We start from the raw sequence: 17,815 nt of genomic DNA on the forward strand, positions 1-17,815 counted from the left end.
TCTATATTTGCAGTATGATTAAAAAAGAAACCATAGATGCTATTTTTGAGGCTGCTCGTGTAGAGGAGGTTATTGGCGATTTCGTGCAACTAAAAAAATCAGGCAGTAATTACAAAGGATTGAGTCCGTTTGTAAACGAAAAAACGCCGTCGTTTATGGTTTCGCCTGCCAAACAGATCTGGAAAGATTTTTCGTCGGGCAAAGGCGGTAATGCCATTAGCTTTATTATGGAGCACGAACATTTTTCGTATCCTGAAGCATTGCGCTACCTTGCCAACAAATACCAGATTGAGATTGAAGAAACCGAACAATCTGACGAGGAAAAACAAGCTTTAAACGAGCGTGAAAGTCTGTTTGTGGTTTCAGAATTTGCCAAAAAATATTTCCACAATATTTTATTAAAAACCGATGAAGGTTTAGCAATTGGTCATTCGTACTTTAAAGAACGTGGTTTTACTGAAGATACCATAAAAACCTTTCAATTGGGCTATTCGCCCGATCAGTGGGACGCATTTACCAAAGAGGCACTTGCAAAAGGCTATCAGTTAGAATTTTTAGAAAAAACCGGATTGACCATTGTAAAAGAAGACAAAACATTCGATCGGTTCAAAGGTCGCGTCATGTTCCCCATCCAAAGTATGTCGGGACGGGTATTGGGTTTCGGCGGACGAATTCTAACCAACGATAAAAAAGCGGCGAAGTATTTGAATTCCCCGGAAAGCGACATTTACCACAAGAGCAAAGTTTTGTACGGTATTTTTCACGCCAAACAGGAAATCGCATCAAAAGATAACTGTTTTCTGGTAGAAGGATATACCGATGTGATTCAAATGCATCAGGCAGGAATTAAAAACGTGGTGGCATCGTCAGGTACTGCCTTAACACCCGATCAGATCCGGTTGATTAATCGACTGACCAAAAACATTACCGTTTTGTTTGACGGTGATGCTGCGGGTATGCGTGCTTCGTTGCGCGGAATCGATTTGATTTTAGAAGCCGGAATGAATGTACGCGTATGCACCTTTCCCGATGGCGATGATCCGGATAGTTTTGCCCGAAAAACGCCGATTGATGAATTACAGAATTATCTGAAGAACAATGCGACCGATTTTATCCGTTTTAAAGCGAATCTTTTAATGAAAGATGCCGGTAACGACCCGATTAAAAAAGCCGATGTTATCAGAGATATTGTGGTTTCGATCTCTAAAGTTCCCGACCATATCCAACGTGAAGTTTATGTACAGGAATGTGCATCGATTATGGATATTTCAGAAGATGTTTTGTTCAGTACCTTGGCACAAATCGGTAAAAAAGAACTGCAGGAAGCTAATAAAAAATTTGTTCAGGATCGAAAAATGGAGGTAGTTAAAAACACACCAGAAGAAACCAAAGAACAAGTTGACATCATTTATCTGTTAGAACGGAAAATCATTGAAATTTTATTGATTTATGGTAATTATGAAGAACTTTTTGATGAATACGAGCTCAAAATTGTAGATGAAAAGGTTGTTACAGAGAAAAAAAGGGTAAAACGAAAAGTGTTTGATCAAGTATTTCTGAGTTTACAAGAAGATGAAGTAGAAATGAGCAATGAAAAGTTTCGTACCATTTTAAACGATATTATTTCTTTTTATCACATCAATGAAAGCTGGAATTTAGAAAATTACCTTAAACAAGTACCACCTGATTTGTCTGACGAAATCACGTCTATCATTATGGATGACGAACGCTACAACCTTCACAATTGGGAAAAGCAGAACATTTTTGTTAAAAGCAAAGAGGTTGCGATTAGTCAATACGTTAGCGAAACCATCTTAACATTACGATCATATCTTATTTTTAGCGTTATAGAAGAATTTAAAAAGCAATTGCCCGAACAAACTGAAAACATTAGAGAATTGCTTAGTGATATTGTGGAATACAACAAACTAAAACACACCCTTTCTGCCCAGTTAGGACGAGTGATGCCACGGTTTAGTTAGAATCAAAAAAAATCGAGAAGTTTTACTTCACTTCAGTTCGTTCCAATAGCTATCGGAGTTGTCGAGAACTCATTGCAAAAAACACTCGAAACTTACAACAACCCATTTATTCTATCAACCACTTTTTCAGGTGCAATGGTTCGCATTACGTCTTCATAACCCGGTATGATTTTATTTCCGTAAACCGAAGTTGGCAGCAAAGGGTATTTTTCTAAATCAGGAATTAAACTGTTCTTTAAAGGTTGGTTAAACGGTACAAAACCTGCAAACGGATGGGTATTACCCCACAACGTAATCACTTTTACGCCATACATAGCCGCAATATGCGCATTGCCTGAATCCATTGAAAGCATAATATCTAAATGCGGAATAAACTGTAATTCTTGTTTAAAGTTAAAGTGTTCGGGAATTAAACTAACATTTTCAAGATGTTGTTTTAGATCTCCTAATTGTTGTAACTCATTCTTTCCGCCAAACAGAAAAATTTTATGCGATGGTTTTTCCGCCAGTTTTTTAATAACTTTTTTCATTAAATCTGCCGGATACACCTTGGTTTGATATTGTGCAAACGGTGCGATACCTATCCATTTGTTGTTTGATTTTTCAGATGTAACAGCTAAAATCTCATCAGGTAAAACTGATTTTTCAGGAAAATTAATGTTAGATACATCAACCCTGAAACCTAAACAAACTAAAGTGTCAACATGCCTATTAATCATTGATTTTAATGGTTTTAACACTTTGTTTTCAGTACGTGTCAATGCTTTTTTTTCTGCCCTGCCCTTGTTGGTAAAAGCTGTTTTTGTGCCAGATAATTTAAAGAATGTCCGTAAAATTTTTGAACGCAATACATTGTGAAAATCGGCAACGGCATTTATCTGCAACTTTTTTAAATCATGATATAAACGATAAATTCCTAAAAAGCCTTTGTGGCGTTTTTGCAAATCAACGCTGAAAAAATCCACTTGGTCAATTCCCTCAAAAAAAGGTTTAAAAAACGGACGCGATACCACCGTTACTCTTACATGCCTGTGTTGCTGTACCAAAGCTTTAACTACCGGAACGGTCATTGCCACATCGCCCATTGCAGAAAGGCGTATAACTAAAACATGCGTCATTTAGTTGCTCAAACTTTGTAAAATGTTATACGAAAATTCTAAAACAGGTTTATATGCCACCGAAAAAGCAATTAAAGGAATAATGATAAAGATAATTCCTGTATAAAACCACATTTTTGATTGCTGCTGCTGTAACAGTCTGGCAAATAAATAAATGAGGAGGTAATAAATGCTTAAAACGCCCAATGGCAAAAACAACAATTGTGCATAATTGTTGAAAAACTGCCAAATGAATACGATTACCAAAAGTATTAAAATGGTAAAAATCAGTGTTTGTGCTATTTTTAAAAGTTTATTCATAATAAAAAGACTTTCTGTTATGAGAAAGTCTTTCAAAAATACTATTTTTTATTTTGATACAATACCGGATTTAACTCTTCATCGTTATACATTTTCATTTGTTTGTACACTTTCATGAATTTGTCTCCGTTTTCAATATCTGTAATCAGTTGGTTGATCGATGTGAACATATCTTGTTTTTGTTCTAAAAGCACATCTAATTTAGCCTGACATTTAGCTCTGTGATCATCTGACGCATCTTTGCGGGTAGCCTCTTCGTGCATGTGATAAATTTTCAATGCCAGAATCGACAAACGGTCAATTGCCCACGCCGGACTTTCGGTATTAATTTTGGCATCAGCTTTTACCTGAACATCTTTATATTTATCCAAAAAATAACTGTCGATGTACTCAACCATATCTGTTCTAACCTGGTTAGACGCATCAATTTTTCTTTTTAAATCCAGCGCAGCCACAGGATCTATTTGTGGGTCGCGGATAATGTCTTCATAGTGCCATTGTACGGTATCAACCCAGTTTTTTGCATACAATAAATGTTCAATAGAACCTTTTTCGTACGGGTTGTTTACTGGTTGATTTACATCGTCAAACTGGTGATAATCTTGAATACTTTTTTCAAAAACAGGAAAAGCAAATTCTGCAAACATTGTTATATTTTTTATTTACAAAGATAGTTTTAATACTTTTACATCAACAAAAATCATTGGTAAAGTTATGCATATTCACTATATATCTGAGCAAAACAGTATTTTAAACCACTTTTTGGCACAGCTGCGTGATGTAAATATCCAGAAAGATTCTATGCGGTTTCGTAAAAACATCGAACGCATTGGTGAAATTATGGCTTATGAATTGAGTAAAATCCTTCCGTATAAAGATGTTGAGGTGCAAACTCCGTTAGGCAAAAAACAAACCACCGTTATAGAAGACAATGTGGTTTTATGTTCGATTCTTCGAGCCGGATTGGCTTTACATACAGGATTTATGAACTTTTTCGATGATGCTGAAAACGGGTTTGTTTCGGCTGCAAGAATTCATGGCGCTACAGAAATTTTGGTAGAATATCAGGCAGCTCCGTCTTTTGAAGGAAAACATTTGCTATTGCTTGATCCAATGCTGGCAACAGGTTATTCAATGGTCGCGGTTTTTAATAAATTGATCCAGCAGGAAACTCCTAAAGAAATTCACATTTGTGTTGTAATTGCTGCTCCTGAAGGAATTAATTACCTGAAAAAACATTTGCCCGATCACGTACATTTATGGGTTGCCAGTTTAGACGATGGCTTAAATAACGATAAATACATTATTCCGGGAATTGGCGATGCGGGCGATTTGGCTTACGGCGAAAAATTATAATTTCAGTAAAAACAAAAGTAAACTAACGGCTAAAATGGTAATCATTACGGTTTCTTTAACCCATTTTACGGGAGTAGATGCCAGAAAGTTCCCTCCAATTATAGAAAGCGGAAAGAAAGTGAATACCAATAATCCATTTGATTTTTCGGGAGTAATGATGTAAATGACCGATCCGATAATAAAACAAAGCACAATGTTTTTATACAGCCTAAGCTGGTTTGATGGGATGTTTTTTAAATACATCAATTGGTAAACGGTGAACAACACAGCAAGTGTAGCCAGAAACGACAATGCCAGGTTTTGATAAATGTTTTCAAAATAACTGAAATTAAATCCCACTGCATATTTATCTGTCCAGAACGCCACTAAATCAATTCCGTAAAATAAACTGTACGTGTAAAACAAAATGGTAACCGTTAACAATGCAATTAAAGGAATGATCCAGTTGCGGTAATCGTTACTTACATACCAGATAATTGCCAGATAAACCATGGCAAAATACAAAATCGTCCACGATTCAAATAACGTTGCAAGAAAAATCCATAAACTGGCATCAAATATTTTTAGGTTAGATTCATTTAACGTTTGCAGAGAAATTATTCTGCGCAACGCTAAAAGCACCAACAAATTTCCTATAATCAGCTGGGCATCACTAAAAAAAGTGGGAAACAGAATCAAAAAACACGCGTACAAATATAACGAATACAAATTGTTAACCGCCAAATGATTTTTAACCGTAATAAACTGTACCAACAAAACCGAAAAGATAACTATTAAAAACAAGAAGCTTTTTTCAATAACCACAGCCGGCGACTGCAACCAGCTTAAATCACTTATCAACTGTAAAAAGTAAATAGTTAAAAGGGCTAAACCTATCACTACATAGCCTATGGGTCTGCTTTTGGAAAAAAGATTTACAAGCATTAATTATATTATTTTGATTTTGTAAATAAAGTTGTTGATATTTTTTTTACTTTTGCTACAAAGTTAGAATTAAACTGAAATTAAACATAAATAATTTAATAACAATATTATGTGGTCATCTATCTTTAAAGGAATAGAATTTTTATTTGTTGATGTTTTGTTTGTGCCAATGGATTGGCTTGCTAAGTTAGAATTATCAAACTGGTGGATTGCAAACATCCTAACATGGATCTTTATCATTATTTGTTGCTCGGCTTTTGTTTACTGGTTAAAACAATTGCGTATTTTTGCAGCAAACAATGAAGATGAGCAAGACACAACGGCACATTCATTCTTAAAATAATAAAAAGCAGGTTTTAAAACCTGCTTTTTTTATTAAAAACAATAATCAAATTAAAAATCATAAATAAAACGTCAAAAAAGTCATATTATTGTTCTAAATAGAATAGCTTAACAAAATAATAAATTAAACGAATGCCGAAAAGTATTATTTTTGCAATTCAAAACATTTAAAATGATTGACCATCCAAAATTTGCAGTAATTGGAGGTGGTAGCTGGGCAACAGCTATTACAAAAATGCTCTGTCATAATTTAAGCGAAATTGCTTGGTATATGCGCAATGATGCTGCAATTGAAGAAATAAAAATTAATAAGCACAACCCTAATTATTTAAGTTCAGTTGAATTTGATACTGAGCAATTAAAACTTACAAGTGATATAAACGAAGCTGCTGACTATGCTGATTATATCGTGTTTGCTGTTCCTTCAGCTTTTTTAAGTACCGAATTAGAAAAAATAACCGTTTCATTACAAGATAAAGTAATCGTATCGGCAATAAAGGGAATTATTCCTGAAACAGGCTTAATTGTTGGGCAGCATTTTATGCAAACTTATAATATCCCTATAGAAAACATTGCTGTTTTGGCTGGTCCTTGCCATGCCGAAGAAGTAGCTTTAGAACGATTATCGTATTTAACCATTGCCGGTGGCGATTTAGAAAAAGCCGACGTAATTGCCAAAAGCTTAAGCAGCCATTACATAAAAGCCAAAACATCAGACGATGTAATGGGGACCGAATATGCTGCCATGCTAAAGAATATCTATGCTATTGCCGCCGGAATGGCACATGGTTTGGGTTATGGCGATAATTTCCAGGCGTTGTTAATGAGTAATGCCATTCGGGAAATGAAAAAATTCATTAAGAAAGTCCATAAATTAAAACGCAACATTAACGATTCTGCCTATTTAGGTGATTTATTGGTGACCGGCTATTCGTTGTTTTCTCGTAACCGTATGTTTGGGAACATGATTGGTAAAGGATATACCGTAATTTCTACTAAAATGGAAATGAATATGGTTGCTGAAGGGTATTATGCTACAAAAAGTGCCTATTTAATGAATCAGGAACTGAAAGCGAAAACACCAATTATCGATGCGGTGTACGATATACTCTACAACAATAAAGAACCAAAAAAAGTATTTAAAAAATTGACAGACAAACTAGATTAACACCTTATGAAAAATTTACCAGACGATCATTTAATTAATCACCCGTGGTTAATTGGCGGTTTTGCAATTGCAGTTGTTATAATGTTATTGTTAGATCTAGGCGTTTTCAATAAAAAAAGCCATACCATATCAAACAAAGAAGCACTTTCGTGGACCATTGTCTGGATTGCCCTTTCTATGGTTTTCAGCGGTGTGGTTTACTGGGTACTTGATAAACCTTACGGTATTACTGATAATTTTGCCAAATATCAAGCGGCTTACTGGATAGAAAAAGCATTATCGGTCGATAATCTTTTTGTGTTTATTTTGGTGTTCCGATTTTTTAAAATTCCTAAAGAATATCAGCATAAAGTGTTGTTTTGGGGAATTTTAGGAGCGTTGGTTTTTAGAGCAATCTTTATTTTTGCCGGAGTTGAATTGATTAAATTAACCTATGTCAATTTACCCTTTTTAGGGATTGATCCCGAAACCGGCAGTCCTCGTCAATTGAATGTGATTTTATTTGTTTTTGGAATCTTTTTAATCATTGCCGGAATCAAATCATGGTCATCAGATCACGATGAAGAAGACAGCGATCTATCTAAAAATTTAGGCGTCCGCATTGTTCATAAACTTTTTAAAGTAACAAAAAGTTTTGACGGCGATAAATTCTTCACTGTTCAGAACGGTGTAAAAATGGTAACTCCGTTATTTGTTGCATTAGCAGTAATTGAAATTACCGATTTGGTTTTTGCCGTAGATAGTATTCCTGCTATTTTTGCCATTGCACCAGATGATCCGTTTATCTTATACACCTCTAACATATTTGCTATTTTAGGATTGCGTTCCATGTATTTCTTGTTAGCAAATTCAATGGATATGTTCTCTAAATTGCATTACGGGCTGGCACTTATATTAACCTTTATTGGTGTTAAAATGATTATCATGCCTTACTATCATTTTGATTCTTCGGTATCCTTAACCATTATCGGATCGGTATTGGCAATTTCGGTTATTTGGTCTTTAATTTCGAATAAGCAAAAACACCATAACACCAAAGCACGGTTTTAACTAACCAAAAGCTTCTATAAAAAAGAATCCGATAAATATCGGATTTTTTTATCTGAATATCTCGTTTAAAACCTTTGAAAGACGAAGTCCGCCTTTTTGCAATTGCTGTTCAACACGTTCTTTATTTAAGTAGTGATAACGGTATTTAAGATTTTCATCTTTAGTCACTTCACCGTAAATTTTATTTGAAACAGTATAAGAATCATAGATCCAGTTTTCTAAAGATCCGTTTTGCACCTCTTTGATTTCTTTTTTTGACAATCTATTTAAAACATCAGCATATTCCGTATAGCTGTATTTTTCAAAATCGACCAGTTTAGAATCCCAAACGGTGTGTAAATTAGTTTTAGAACCAAACCATTCTACCGTTACTTTGTTTCCGCCTAAATCCTCTGCTCTTCCTACGTGTAAAGGTTGATGCGCATCACCAATGATGTGAATCAGAAAATAAAGATATTGTTGTTTTTTCTCTAACGGCAACTCTTTTTTCTTAAGTTCCTCCATCAAAATTAAGGCCCGCTTGTATAAATTATCGTTGGATGAATGATCTAATTCCGTTAAAAAAGCATCATAAGACAAATTACCGGGAATATTCACATAATGCCAGGAATCGGCGAATTTCCAACTGGTATCTGATTTGATAAAATCGGGCCAATTTGCCCAGTAAGCCAATTTTTGATTTCCGATAATCTTTTTGATTTCCCTTTTTGCTTTACGAGATAAATTTTTCTCTGCAATTTCAGCTACTACCCGATGCCCTGTTGTTCCCCACGCCCAAATATTACTTGAAAACAATATGGCGAATGTTAACATGGCAACTTTAAAAATAGAGTTCATTTGTATAGATTTTAAAATATTGTTTATTAAAAACAAAATCGACCGTTTAGATCGATTTCTGTTTATTGAAATAAAGCTTTTAGTTCGGTAGCTTCGCTTGGTTTCATTTTACCTGCCAACACAAGGCTTAATTGTTTTCTTCTTAATGCGGCCTCGAATCTGCTTTTTTCTTCAGCTGTTTCAGGAATCACCGGAGCAATTTCTACCGGAGCCCCCATTTCATCAACAGCAACAAAAGTATAAATAGCTTCATTTGCTTTTTGACGGTTGCCCGATTCCCGGTCTTCAATCCAAACATCTAAAAAAATCTCCATAGAAGTTCTAAAAGTACGTGAAACCTTTGCCTCTATAGTAACAACGCTTCCCAAAGGAATACTTTTGTTAAAGGCAACGTTATTTACCGATGCGGTTACGCAAATTCTGCGTGAATGACGACGGGCAGTAATACTTGCAGCACGATCCATACGGGCCAGCAATTCACCGCCAAATAAATTATTTAAAGGATTTGTTTCTCCCGGCAAAACAATATCTGTAAGAATGGTAATAGATTCTTTAGGCGTTTTAGATTGCATATTAATTTTTTTACAAAAATAGATGAATTGCAGGTATAAAAAAAAGACCTGGAAAGGTCTTTTTCTAATTTTCGATATAAATCCAAGCGTCTTTGTTTACTTTTTCGTGTATTAAACGTAAATCTTTCTGGGCTTCTTCTTGTGTAGCGTAGCTGTTATAAACCACTTGTCGCATATTATGTTTAGATTTTGACAGGTATTTAGCGTTTGTATAACCTTTGGCTTTTAACTCATCTGTTAAAATCTGAGCTTTGGCTTCTGTTTTGAAAGCACCTGCTACAATATGGAAAGGTTTTGCAGATGTGGTAACATTTTCTGTTACTTCGGCTATTTTTTCTTTAACCACTTTTGGAGCTTCAATCACAAAGGTTGCCTGTTGCAATTTCTGCTCAATTTGATTTTGAACTTCTTTCTCAACGGCTATTTTTTTATCCTGATACACTTCATATTCCTGATATGTTGAAACAGAAGTGTATAAACCAATACCTCCGGCAATTACTGCTGCATAACGCATCCATTGTAAACGTGGTTTGCTTTTTTGAACGGCTGCAGGTAATTCAACAACTTTAGTTTCTTCTTTCTGCATATCGTGTTGCAAGGCAGTTGCCATAACTGCAGTCAATCCAAAAGAAGACGTCAGATAATTGGTAGATCCCACCGGTTCAAACTGAATTTTTTGTTCTGCATTTAAAGAAAGTTCCCCTATGTTTTTCAAATAAACAGCTTGATTTTCCTTTAAATTATCATTCCATAAAGCAACTTGCTCCTGAATCACAGCTACTGCTTCATGAAATGTAATATGCTCTTCCAGTGCTATGTGATTCGCCAACAATCCATCGTTTTGCTTCAACAAACTGTTAAACAAAATGGTTTTTTTTGGCGGAATAAAAGTATTGGTCGTTGTATTATAACGTGCCGAAACGGCTTCTGTAATAAAAGCACCAAAACCCGGTACAGTTACACATTGGTAACGATACAATAATGCTGAAATGTGTTTCTCGATCATCATAAGGCAAAAATAATGAAACAATACAGTTTAAAGAAATTTATTCACAAATGTTATCAACAATTTTTAACCATTGTTAACATTTTTCTGAATTGTTAGGTTGAACAGTTTTTCAAATGTAAAAAATGATTTATATTTATAAAAGAATGATAATCAAAAAAGTAAATGAATCATCAAACTTTAACATCTTACCTGAAATTATTGGCCTGTGACGGAATAGGTGTTTTAAATGCCCGCAAATTACTTGATGTCTTTAAAGATGTAAATGCCATCTTTGATCCAGGCAACCAGAAAATATTTGAAGAATTTTCTGTTTCTAAAACCATTCAGAAAGCGATTTTAAATTTCGATAAAGATAAAATTGTTGCTACCGAACTACAATTTATTCAAAATAACGATATACAGTGGGTGGGCATTTTAGACAACGCTTATCCAGAACTTTTAAAAGAATGTACCGATGCACCTATTCTACTTTTCTACAAAGGAAATTTAGAACTTTTAAACAACAATTGTTTAGCAGTGGTGGGTACGCGAAAAATTTCTTCGTACGGAAAAGATACTGTTACCGGTTTAATGGATTTTTTGCAACAATATCAGCCGACAATTGTCAGCGGAATGGCTTATGGAGTCGATATTACGGTATATCACGAAGCTCGAAAATTAAATATACCAACTGTTGGTATAATGGGTACAAGCTTTAAGAAACTGTATCCGGCAGCTCATAGAAATTTCTACAATGATTTGTTTGAAAACGGATTGGTACTTACCGAATATGCTGGGTTTAACACACTGGCTCCTGAATTATTTACCCGTAGAAACCGGATTATAGCAGGTTTGTGCAGCGCTACGATTGTGGTTGAAAGTGCCGAAACAGGCGGATCGTTGTCAACGGCTTATTTCGCTAACGATTACGCGCGTGAAGTGTATGCCGTTCCCGGAAAAATTACTGATCCTTACAGTAAAGGCTGTTTACGGTTGATACACGAAAACAGAGCACAACTTTTATATAATTTTGAGCATTTAGCAACTGATTTAAATTGGAATTTATCAGAACTAAAGGAAAAAGCCGAAATTAAAAAAGAAATCAACCTAAATGATTTTTCAGCATTACAGCAAACCATTTTAAAGAGCTTACAAAAACAACCCCTGCATATTGATGAATTAGCCGTACAAACCCATTTAGACATGTCGGTTTTAAATGCCGAGTTAATGATGTTGGAACTAAACGGAATTGTCATGGGCTTACCAGGAAAAATTTTTAAAGTAAAATAACCAGACCATCACTTCTTTCTTGTTTCATATTTTAGTTTTCGTAGAATGCGCATTACTTCTTTAAAAGAAGTATATAGAAAAGGAAAATCACCTTTTTTAAAAACTTCTTTATGTTCAATCAACAGGTCTTTTGCATTGTCAAAACCATGTAAATAGCACAGCATTAATGAATAGCACAGGTTTTGTAAGTCATTTTGCTCTGTCAGGGTTAATGTTTTATTGTTTTTTAGTTTATTTAAAACACTTGTGTAATAATTATAGAGATGAAATAAATGCCGTTTATCAATTTCAGGTATTTTAAAAATAATTTCAGATGAAATATGATAAGTCATCGAATCGCTGAAAATAATTTTTTGTATACTGAATGGAATGTATCTGTTATTTTTTCTAAATCCTAATTTTATATATTCGGTAATAATAAATTCATCATCGGTATAAGTTATGGAAACTTCGTCAAGTGCCGAGTAAAATATTTTAACCTGTTCGTTAATCAGTTCAATATCCACACGCGAAAGATACGTTTGTCCTTTCTTCATCTTTTCGATACCCGCCCAGCACACCGTAAAATACTCTTTAAAAACCTGATATTTCGGTTTCATATCAGAATGTTTTTCGGTCATAAACTGCAAAACACTGTCGATCGTGTATTTTAAATTAGTGACAGAAGCTTTGAGAATGCTTTCAACAACTTCAGAATTATCGATTTTCGGCAGAAGATATTCAGGATGCGAAATGCTGCCAATCCGAGAAAAAGAGGCGTTTTCATCAATCGTATAAATACGTTTTTTAAAATAACATTTCCCTTTTTTAGGAAAGATCGTTACCAAACCAACCACCATTCCATCGGTTAAGTTAGGAAACACCACATTTTCATATTGAATTTGCGGCGGATTTTCCAGATAAGCATTAATCAGGTTTTGAATGTGGCTGTCGTCATAAAAATCTACTCCGATAATCAGATTTTTTTCGTCTTCAATACCCACCAAAATAAACGATTGATTGTTGGGATTAGAATTTGACAACGAACAAACGTGCTTTAAAAATTTGGCTTTTCCTTCTAAACTGTGTAAGTTTAGCTGCTGTTTCTTATCAAAGAAACTATTTTCGGTATAATGTGCTAACAAATTTTTTATTAAGAGCCGTTTATTTATCACAATGAAAGTTTTATCTTAAAATTATAAAAAGAAAATGATAATTCATACTTAAAACAAAAGTACGAAGATGTATTTTAACCATTTGTTAACAAGCTAAGCAAATAAATTTTAATCAATTTGTAATAAAATTAATACATACAGAAAACAAATAATGGAAGCAACAACAGCCACTACAGACATTCGTTCTATAAATGACAAAATAGAACGCGAAAGTGCATTTATTGATTTGCTTATTGCCGAAATGAACAAAGCAATTGTGGGTCAAAAACACATGATTGACCGTTTGCTGATTGGTTTGTTAGGGCAAGGGCATATTTTATTAGAAGGTGTGCCGGGGTTAGCGAAAACGTTAGCCATAAACACCCTTGCCAAAGCGGTACACGGATCGTTTAGCCGCATACAGTTTACACCTGATTTATTACCTGCTGATGTGGTGGGTACTATGATCTATAACGTAAAAGAAAACGATTTTAGTATAAAGAAAGGGCCTGTTTTTGCTAATTTTATTTTAGCAGATGAAATTAACCGTGCACCGGCAAAAGTACAATCGGCTTTATTAGAAGCCATGCAGGAGAAACAAGTAACTATTGGCGATACCACGCACCCGTTACAAAAACCGTTTTTGGTAATGGCCACTCAAAACCCTGTGGAACAAGAAGGAACCTATCCGTTACCTGAAGCACAGATGGACCGTTTTATGCTGAAAACAGTTATTGATTATCCAAAATTGGAAGAAGAACGTTTGGTAATCCGTCAAAATCTTGCCGGAACTACGCCAACAATCAATCCGGTGGTAAGTTTAGACCAGATTTTACGCGCACAACAAACCGTAAAAGAGGTGTATATGGATGAAAAAATCGAAAAATATATTTTAGACATCATCTTTGCCACCCGTTATCCGGAACAATTCAAATTAGAAAGTTTAAAACCTTACATCAGTTATGGTGCATCGCCTCGTGGATCGATCAACCTGGCAAATGCCGCAAAATGTTATGCGTTTATCCGTCGCCGTGGATATGTGATTCCGGAAGATGTACGTGCGGTGGTGTTAGATGTACTGAGACACAGAATTGGCATTACTTATGAAGCCGAGGCCGATAACATTACCAGCGTTGACATCATCAACAAAATAGTAAACGAAATCGAAGTGCCTTAATATAAGTCAAAAGTCGTAAAGTCATAACGTTTAACGGACAGACTTTCGATTTATAATCAAAAGTTTTAAAGTCATTCCTTTCGACTTTAAGACATTCGGCTTTAAGACTAATAATAATGGATACAAAAGAAATTTTACAAAAGGTTCGGAGAATCGAAATAAAAACCCGTCGTTTAAGCGATCATATTTTTTCGGGCGAATATCACACGTCGTTCAAAGGAAAAGGTATGTCGTTTTCCGAAGTACGCCAGTATCAATATGGCGATGATGTTCGTGCCATTGACTGGAATGTTACCGCGCGTTATAACGAACCCTATATCAAGGTTTTCGAAGAAGAACGTGAGTTAACCCTGATGTTGATGGTTGATATAAGCGGCTCGCAGGATTTTGGTTCAAGCAACGATTTTAAACGGGATATTGTAACCGAAATTGCCGCAACTCTGGCTTTTTCGGCAACTACAAACAATGATAAAATTGGTTTGATATTGTTTTCAGACCAAATCGAATTGTTTATTCCGCCCAAAAAAGGAAAATCGCATATTTTAAGAATCATTCGCGAATTGATCAATTTTCAGCCAAAAAGCAATCAAACCAATATTGGACAGGCGTTTGAATATCTTTCTAAAGTACTAAAGAAAAAAGCCATTGTTTTTGTTTTGTCTGATTTTATGACCAAAGATTACGACCGCATTTTACGCATTGCCGCCAAACGCCACGATGTTACCGGGATTAAAGTATTTGACAAACGCGAACAAGATTTAACCAATATTGGCTATGTGTTAACGCAAGATGCCGAAACAGGCGAAGCACTGTACGTAAACACCAGCGATGCCAATGTACGCAAGGCATACAGCGAATATTATAACGATTTAGACGAATATTTCACAAAGACATTTACCCGTAGCGGTGCCGGAATCATAAAAACAGAGACCAGTGAAAGCTACGTAAAAAAACTGTTGGCTTATTTTAAAGCACGATAAATATGAACAAAATAGTAGTTGCGTTATTTTTAAATTTTATTGCTTTTGCAGGCTTTGCACAAGTAACATCTAACGTAGATTCTACCCAGATAAAAATTGGTTCTGCATTTAACTTAACCATTAAGGCAACGGCTGATGAAGGCAGCAAAGTTGTTTTTCCCAATCAAAAAGGCATAGGCCCGTTTGAAGTGCTGGAACAATCTAAAGTGGATACGGTGTTAGCTGATAAAAAAATGCAGCTGACGCAAAAATATCTACTGACTCAGTTTGATGCGGGCGATTACACCTTACCGCGTTTATCGGTTTATATCGATGGGAAAAATCATCAGACCGATTTGTTTAACATCAAAGTAACCGATGTAACTGTTGATACATTAAAACAACCAATGTACGACATTAAAGCACAAGTGGGCGGCGAAACCGATACCGATAAATTATGGAGCTATCTGGTTGCCATTGTTCTTTGCATTCTTGCGGGAATTGCAGCTTATTTTGTCATAAAACGCATACAAAATAAGAATTTAACCGAGGAAGATCTGTATAAAACTCCCTTAGAAAAAGTAACCAAAAAGTTACAGCTATTAGATTCTAAACGATTGGTGCTAAACGGCGACGTAAAATCGTATTATTCTGAAATGACCGATGTTATCAGAGATTATATCGAAGAAGTTTTTGAAATTCCTGCTAAAGAATCAACCACATCAGAATTGATTCAACATTTGTTTCAAACCATCAAGTCAAAAAAGATACAACTATCCAAAGAAACGGTTAATGATTTAAAACGCGTGTTACAAACCGCCGATTTGGTAAAATTTGCAAAATCGGAACCAATGATGAATGAAATTGAACAAGACCGCAAAATATCCGAAGTTGTTTCAGTTTCTATTGATAAAGCCATTCCGCGTTTTTCAGAAGAACAATCGGAAAGAGTTAAACTGCGGGAACGCCGCTTTAAAAAACGCAAACAAATGCGTTTGTGGATACCAATTGGTGTAACATCTTTTTTACTTTTGGTAACCGGAATTGTATACATTGTTCAGGCAGTTCGTTCGGGATATGAATGGAGTATTTTTGCATCGAACAAAAGTTTGTACGAACGCGAATGGGTAACATCTGACTACGGTTTTCCGGCAGTTATTGTAAGCACACCCGAAGCCTTAACACGTGTGCAAATGCCACAGTCCGACAAAGAAAAGCAACAGTCGCAAAGCAGTGTTTTTGCCTATTCTAACCTAAAAACACAATTAATAGTTGCAGTGGGCACAACGGCTATGCAAACCAACGATTCTATAAATGTAGATCAAATACTGAAATACAAACTGGATATGGTTACTAAACAGTACGGTGCAAAAGATGTTACCTACAATGCCGAAGAATTTACCCAAAACGGCATTCGTGGAATTAGAGGAACAGGAACACTGGTAGCACAGAACTTTATATCGGGCGAAGCTGTTAAAATGCAGTACGACATGTACGTTTTTGTACAGCAAAACGGCATTCAGGAAGTAAGTATCTTGTATAAAGAAGGTGATGAATACGGAGCCAAGATCGATCAGCGAATTATTGAATCCATTCAATTAAATGTAGTAAACTCAAATGAATAATATCACTTTTTTAAATCCGAACTTTTTCTGGTTGCTTTTACTTTTATTGCCTTTAGGGTGGTATTGGTACATCAACCGAAAAAACGAAAAAGTTCCGGTAAAAATCAGCACTGTACAAGGGTTTAAAAACAAAAGCACCCTGCTTACAAAGTTATATCCGCTGCTTTTTGTGTTGCGCGCTGTTGCCTTTGCAGCATTGATTATAGCATTGGCACGCCCACAAACAATTGACAAAAGCACAAAATCTAAGATTACAAACGGTGTTGATATTGTTTTAGCAACCGATGTTTCGGGTTCGATGCTTTCACGCGATTTAAAACCCAACCGTTTAGAAGCTTTGAAAAAAGTGGCTGCCGATTTTATTAAAGAACGGGTTGACGACCGCTTGGGAATTGTAGTTTACGCTGCCGAGGCTTATACCAAAGCACCGGTTACAAGCGATAAAAACATGTTGTTGAACCAGTTGGCAGATATTAAATACGACCGCATTATTCAAGACGGAACAGGAATCGGCGTGGGCTTGGCAACAGCGGTTAACCGCCTAAAAGACAGCAAAGCAAAGAGCAAAGTGGTTATTTTAATGACCGATGGGGTAAACAATTCCGGATTAATTGATCCGCAAATGGCTGCCGATATTGCCAAAGAGTTTAAAATAAAAGTATATACTATTGGTATTGGAACCAACGGAATGGCCGAAACTCCGGTTTCAATCAAACCAAACGGCGAATTGGAATACAAGCGAATGAAGGTTGAAATTGATGAAAATCTGATGAAAAGCATCGCTCAAAAAACCGGAGGAAAATATTTCCGTGCTACCGATACCAAGCGTTTAGAGAATATTTATGATGAAATCAATCAGTTAGAAAAAACAAAAATCGACGAACAAAAGTTCGTTCAACGTACCGAATTATTCCGTCCGTTAGCACTTTTAGCATTGATTTTATTATTGATTGAGTTTATTTCAAGAAAAACATTATTTAAAGGATTTGTTTAA

General features: G+C 35.4%; 18 protein-coding genes. 10 read left to right on the forward strand and 8 right to left on the reverse strand.

Going from position 1 to position 17,815, the window contains the following annotated elements; translation table 11 throughout:
- The first annotated feature begins 14 nt into the window (after positions 1-14).
- Positions 15-1,982, forward strand: coding sequence for a DNA primase (gene dnaG / locus BLW20_RS02375; protein ID WP_091095927.1), 1,968 nt, complete (start codon positions 15-17; stop codon positions 1,980-1,982).
- A gap of 92 nt (positions 1,983-2,074) precedes the next feature.
- Here dnaG and BLW20_RS02380 read toward each other — a convergent pair whose 3' ends face one another.
- Genes BLW20_RS02380 through BLW20_RS02390 form a run of 3 tightly spaced genes read right to left on the reverse strand, consistent with a single transcriptional unit; the run spans position 2,075 to position 4,047 of the window.
- Positions 2,075-3,100, reverse strand: coding sequence for a glycosyltransferase family 9 protein (locus tag BLW20_RS02380; protein ID WP_245725260.1), 1,026 nt, complete (start codon positions 3,098-3,100; stop codon positions 2,075-2,077).
- Positions 3,101-3,400 (reverse strand): hypothetical protein, encoded by a 300-nt coding sequence (locus tag BLW20_RS02385; RefSeq protein WP_091095929.1) that lies wholly within the window; start codon positions 3,398-3,400, stop codon positions 3,101-3,103.
- A gap of 41 nt (positions 3,401-3,441) precedes the next feature.
- The gene (locus tag BLW20_RS02390; RefSeq protein WP_091095931.1) at positions 3,442-4,047 is read right to left on the reverse strand and encodes a DUF4254 domain-containing protein; all 606 of its coding nucleotides are present in this window, start codon (positions 4,045-4,047) and stop codon (positions 3,442-3,444) included.
- Between the two features lie 67 nt (positions 4,048-4,114).
- Here BLW20_RS02390 and upp point away from each other — a divergent pair, with 67 nt between their 5' ends.
- Positions 4,115-4,756, forward strand: a complete 642-nt coding sequence (upp, locus tag BLW20_RS02395; protein ID WP_091095934.1) for a uracil phosphoribosyltransferase — start codon at positions 4,115-4,117, stop codon at positions 4,754-4,756.
- Here upp and BLW20_RS02400 read toward each other — a convergent pair.
- Positions 4,751-5,680, reverse strand: coding sequence for a DUF6427 family protein (locus BLW20_RS02400; protein ID WP_091095936.1), 930 nt, complete (start codon positions 5,678-5,680; stop codon positions 4,751-4,753). The two genes, upp and BLW20_RS02400, sit on opposite strands and share 6 nt — an antisense overlap.
- 109 nt (positions 5,681-5,789) lie before the next feature.
- Here BLW20_RS02400 and BLW20_RS02405 point away from each other — a divergent pair, with 109 nt between their 5' ends.
- The 3 genes from BLW20_RS02405 to BLW20_RS02415 all read left to right on the forward strand — a co-directional run bounded on the left by BLW20_RS02405 (position 5,790) and on the right by BLW20_RS02415 (position 8,240).
- Positions 5,790-6,023, forward strand: coding sequence for a DUF6341 family protein (locus tag BLW20_RS02405; protein ID WP_091095938.1), 234 nt, complete (start codon positions 5,790-5,792; stop codon positions 6,021-6,023).
- A gap of 171 nt (positions 6,024-6,194) precedes the next feature.
- Positions 6,195-7,190 carry an NAD(P)H-dependent glycerol-3-phosphate dehydrogenase gene (locus tag BLW20_RS02410; protein ID WP_091095940.1) on the forward strand — a complete coding sequence of 332 codons (996 nt, stop codon included), beginning with the start codon at positions 6,195-6,197 and terminating at the stop codon, positions 7,188-7,190.
- 6 nt (positions 7,191-7,196) lie between these two features.
- Positions 7,197-8,240: a TerC family protein gene (locus tag BLW20_RS02415; protein ID WP_091095942.1), complete on the forward strand. Its 1,044-nt coding sequence runs from the start codon at positions 7,197-7,199 to the stop codon at positions 8,238-8,240.
- Between the two features lie 48 nt (positions 8,241-8,288).
- On the opposite strand, the gene BLW20_RS02420 is transcribed toward BLW20_RS02415, so the two are convergent.
- From BLW20_RS02420 to BLW20_RS02430, 3 genes are all read right to left on the reverse strand, one after another.
- On the reverse strand, positions 8,289-9,077 hold the full coding sequence (locus BLW20_RS02420) for a S1/P1 nuclease (protein ID WP_091095944.1): 789 nt from the start codon (positions 9,075-9,077) through the stop codon (positions 8,289-8,291).
- Positions 9,078-9,139: 62 nt separating this feature from the next.
- Positions 9,140-9,649 (reverse strand): acyl-CoA thioesterase, encoded by a 510-nt coding sequence (locus tag BLW20_RS02425; protein WP_091095946.1) that lies wholly within the window; start codon positions 9,647-9,649, stop codon positions 9,140-9,142.
- 64 nt (positions 9,650-9,713) lie between these two features.
- Positions 9,714-10,658 carry an HU domain-containing protein gene (locus tag BLW20_RS02430; protein WP_091095948.1) on the reverse strand — a complete coding sequence of 315 codons (945 nt, stop codon included), beginning with the start codon at positions 10,656-10,658 and terminating at the stop codon, positions 9,714-9,716.
- Between the two features lie 162 nt (positions 10,659-10,820).
- On the opposite strand from BLW20_RS02430, the gene dprA reads away from it, so the two are divergent.
- Positions 10,821-11,927, forward strand: a complete 1,107-nt coding sequence (dprA, locus tag BLW20_RS02435; protein ID WP_091095950.1) for a DNA-processing protein DprA — start codon at positions 10,821-10,823, stop codon at positions 11,925-11,927.
- 8 nt (positions 11,928-11,935) lie between these two features.
- Here the strand turns inward: dprA and BLW20_RS02440 are convergent, their stop codons facing one another.
- A complete protein-coding gene (locus tag BLW20_RS02440) occupies positions 11,936-13,081 on the reverse strand; it encodes a DUF5929 domain-containing protein (protein ID WP_091095952.1) in 1,146 nt (381 codons plus the stop codon).
- A 151-nt stretch (positions 13,082-13,232) separates the two neighbouring features.
- Here BLW20_RS02440 and BLW20_RS02445 point away from each other — a divergent pair, with 151 nt between their 5' ends.
- From BLW20_RS02445 to BLW20_RS02460, 4 genes are all read left to right on the forward strand, one after another.
- The gene (locus BLW20_RS02445; protein ID WP_091095954.1) at positions 13,233-14,237 is read left to right on the forward strand and encodes an AAA family ATPase; all 1,005 of its coding nucleotides are present in this window, start codon (positions 13,233-13,235) and stop codon (positions 14,235-14,237) included.
- A gap of 116 nt (positions 14,238-14,353) precedes the next feature.
- Positions 14,354-15,217, forward strand: coding sequence for a DUF58 domain-containing protein (locus tag BLW20_RS02450; RefSeq protein WP_091095956.1), 864 nt, complete (start codon positions 14,354-14,356; stop codon positions 15,215-15,217).
- 2 nt (positions 15,218-15,219) lie between these two features.
- Complete coding sequence (locus BLW20_RS02455; protein WP_091095958.1) at positions 15,220-16,821, forward strand: BatD family protein; 1,602 nt, start codon at positions 15,220-15,222, stop codon at positions 16,819-16,821.
- Positions 16,814-17,815, forward strand: a complete 1,002-nt coding sequence (locus BLW20_RS02460) for a vWA domain-containing protein (RefSeq protein WP_091095960.1) — start codon at positions 16,814-16,816, stop codon at positions 17,813-17,815. The genes BLW20_RS02455 and BLW20_RS02460 overlap by 8 nt, the downstream gene beginning before the upstream one ends.

The sequence above is a fragment of the Paenimyroides marinum genome (assembly GCF_900108395.1).
GTDB classification, from domain to species: Bacteria; Bacteroidota; Bacteroidia; order Flavobacteriales; family Flavobacteriaceae; genus Flavobacterium; species Flavobacterium marinum.

Coding starts and splice junctions, on each gene's coding strand:
- dnaG (WP_091095927.1), top strand. CDS start 15: ATGATTAAAAAAGAAACCATAGATGCTATTTTTGAGGCTGCTCGTGTA.
- BLW20_RS02380 (WP_245725260.1), bottom strand. CDS start 3,100: ATGACGCATGTTTTAGTTATACGCCTTTCTGCAATGGGCGATGTGGCA.
- BLW20_RS02385 (WP_091095929.1), bottom strand. CDS start 3,400: ATGAATAAACTTTTAAAAATAGCACAAACACTGATTTTTACCATTTTA.
- BLW20_RS02390 (WP_091095931.1), bottom strand. CDS start 4,047: ATGTTTGCAGAATTTGCTTTTCCTGTTTTTGAAAAAAGTATTCAAGAT.
- upp (WP_091095934.1), top strand. CDS start 4,115: ATGCATATTCACTATATATCTGAGCAAAACAGTATTTTAAACCACTTT.
- BLW20_RS02400 (WP_091095936.1), bottom strand. CDS start 5,680: ATGCTTGTAAATCTTTTTTCCAAAAGCAGACCCATAGGCTATGTAGTG.
- BLW20_RS02405 (WP_091095938.1), top strand. CDS start 5,790: ATGTGGTCATCTATCTTTAAAGGAATAGAATTTTTATTTGTTGATGTT.
- BLW20_RS02410 (WP_091095940.1), top strand. CDS start 6,195: ATGATTGACCATCCAAAATTTGCAGTAATTGGAGGTGGTAGCTGGGCA.
- BLW20_RS02415 (WP_091095942.1), top strand. CDS start 7,197: ATGAAAAATTTACCAGACGATCATTTAATTAATCACCCGTGGTTAATT.
- BLW20_RS02420 (WP_091095944.1), bottom strand. CDS start 9,077: ATGAACTCTATTTTTAAAGTTGCCATGTTAACATTCGCCATATTGTTT.
- BLW20_RS02425 (WP_091095946.1), bottom strand. CDS start 9,649: ATGCAATCTAAAACGCCTAAAGAATCTATTACCATTCTTACAGATATT.
- BLW20_RS02430 (WP_091095948.1), bottom strand. CDS start 10,658: ATGATGATCGAGAAACACATTTCAGCATTATTGTATCGTTACCAATGT.
- dprA (WP_091095950.1), top strand. CDS start 10,821: ATGAATCATCAAACTTTAACATCTTACCTGAAATTATTGGCCTGTGAC.
- BLW20_RS02445 (WP_091095954.1), top strand. CDS start 13,233: ATGGAAGCAACAACAGCCACTACAGACATTCGTTCTATAAATGACAAA.
- BLW20_RS02450 (WP_091095956.1), top strand. CDS start 14,354: ATGGATACAAAAGAAATTTTACAAAAGGTTCGGAGAATCGAAATAAAA.
- BLW20_RS02455 (WP_091095958.1), top strand. CDS start 15,220: ATGAACAAAATAGTAGTTGCGTTATTTTTAAATTTTATTGCTTTTGCA.
- BLW20_RS02460 (WP_091095960.1), top strand. CDS start 16,814: ATGAATAATATCACTTTTTTAAATCCGAACTTTTTCTGGTTGCTTTTA.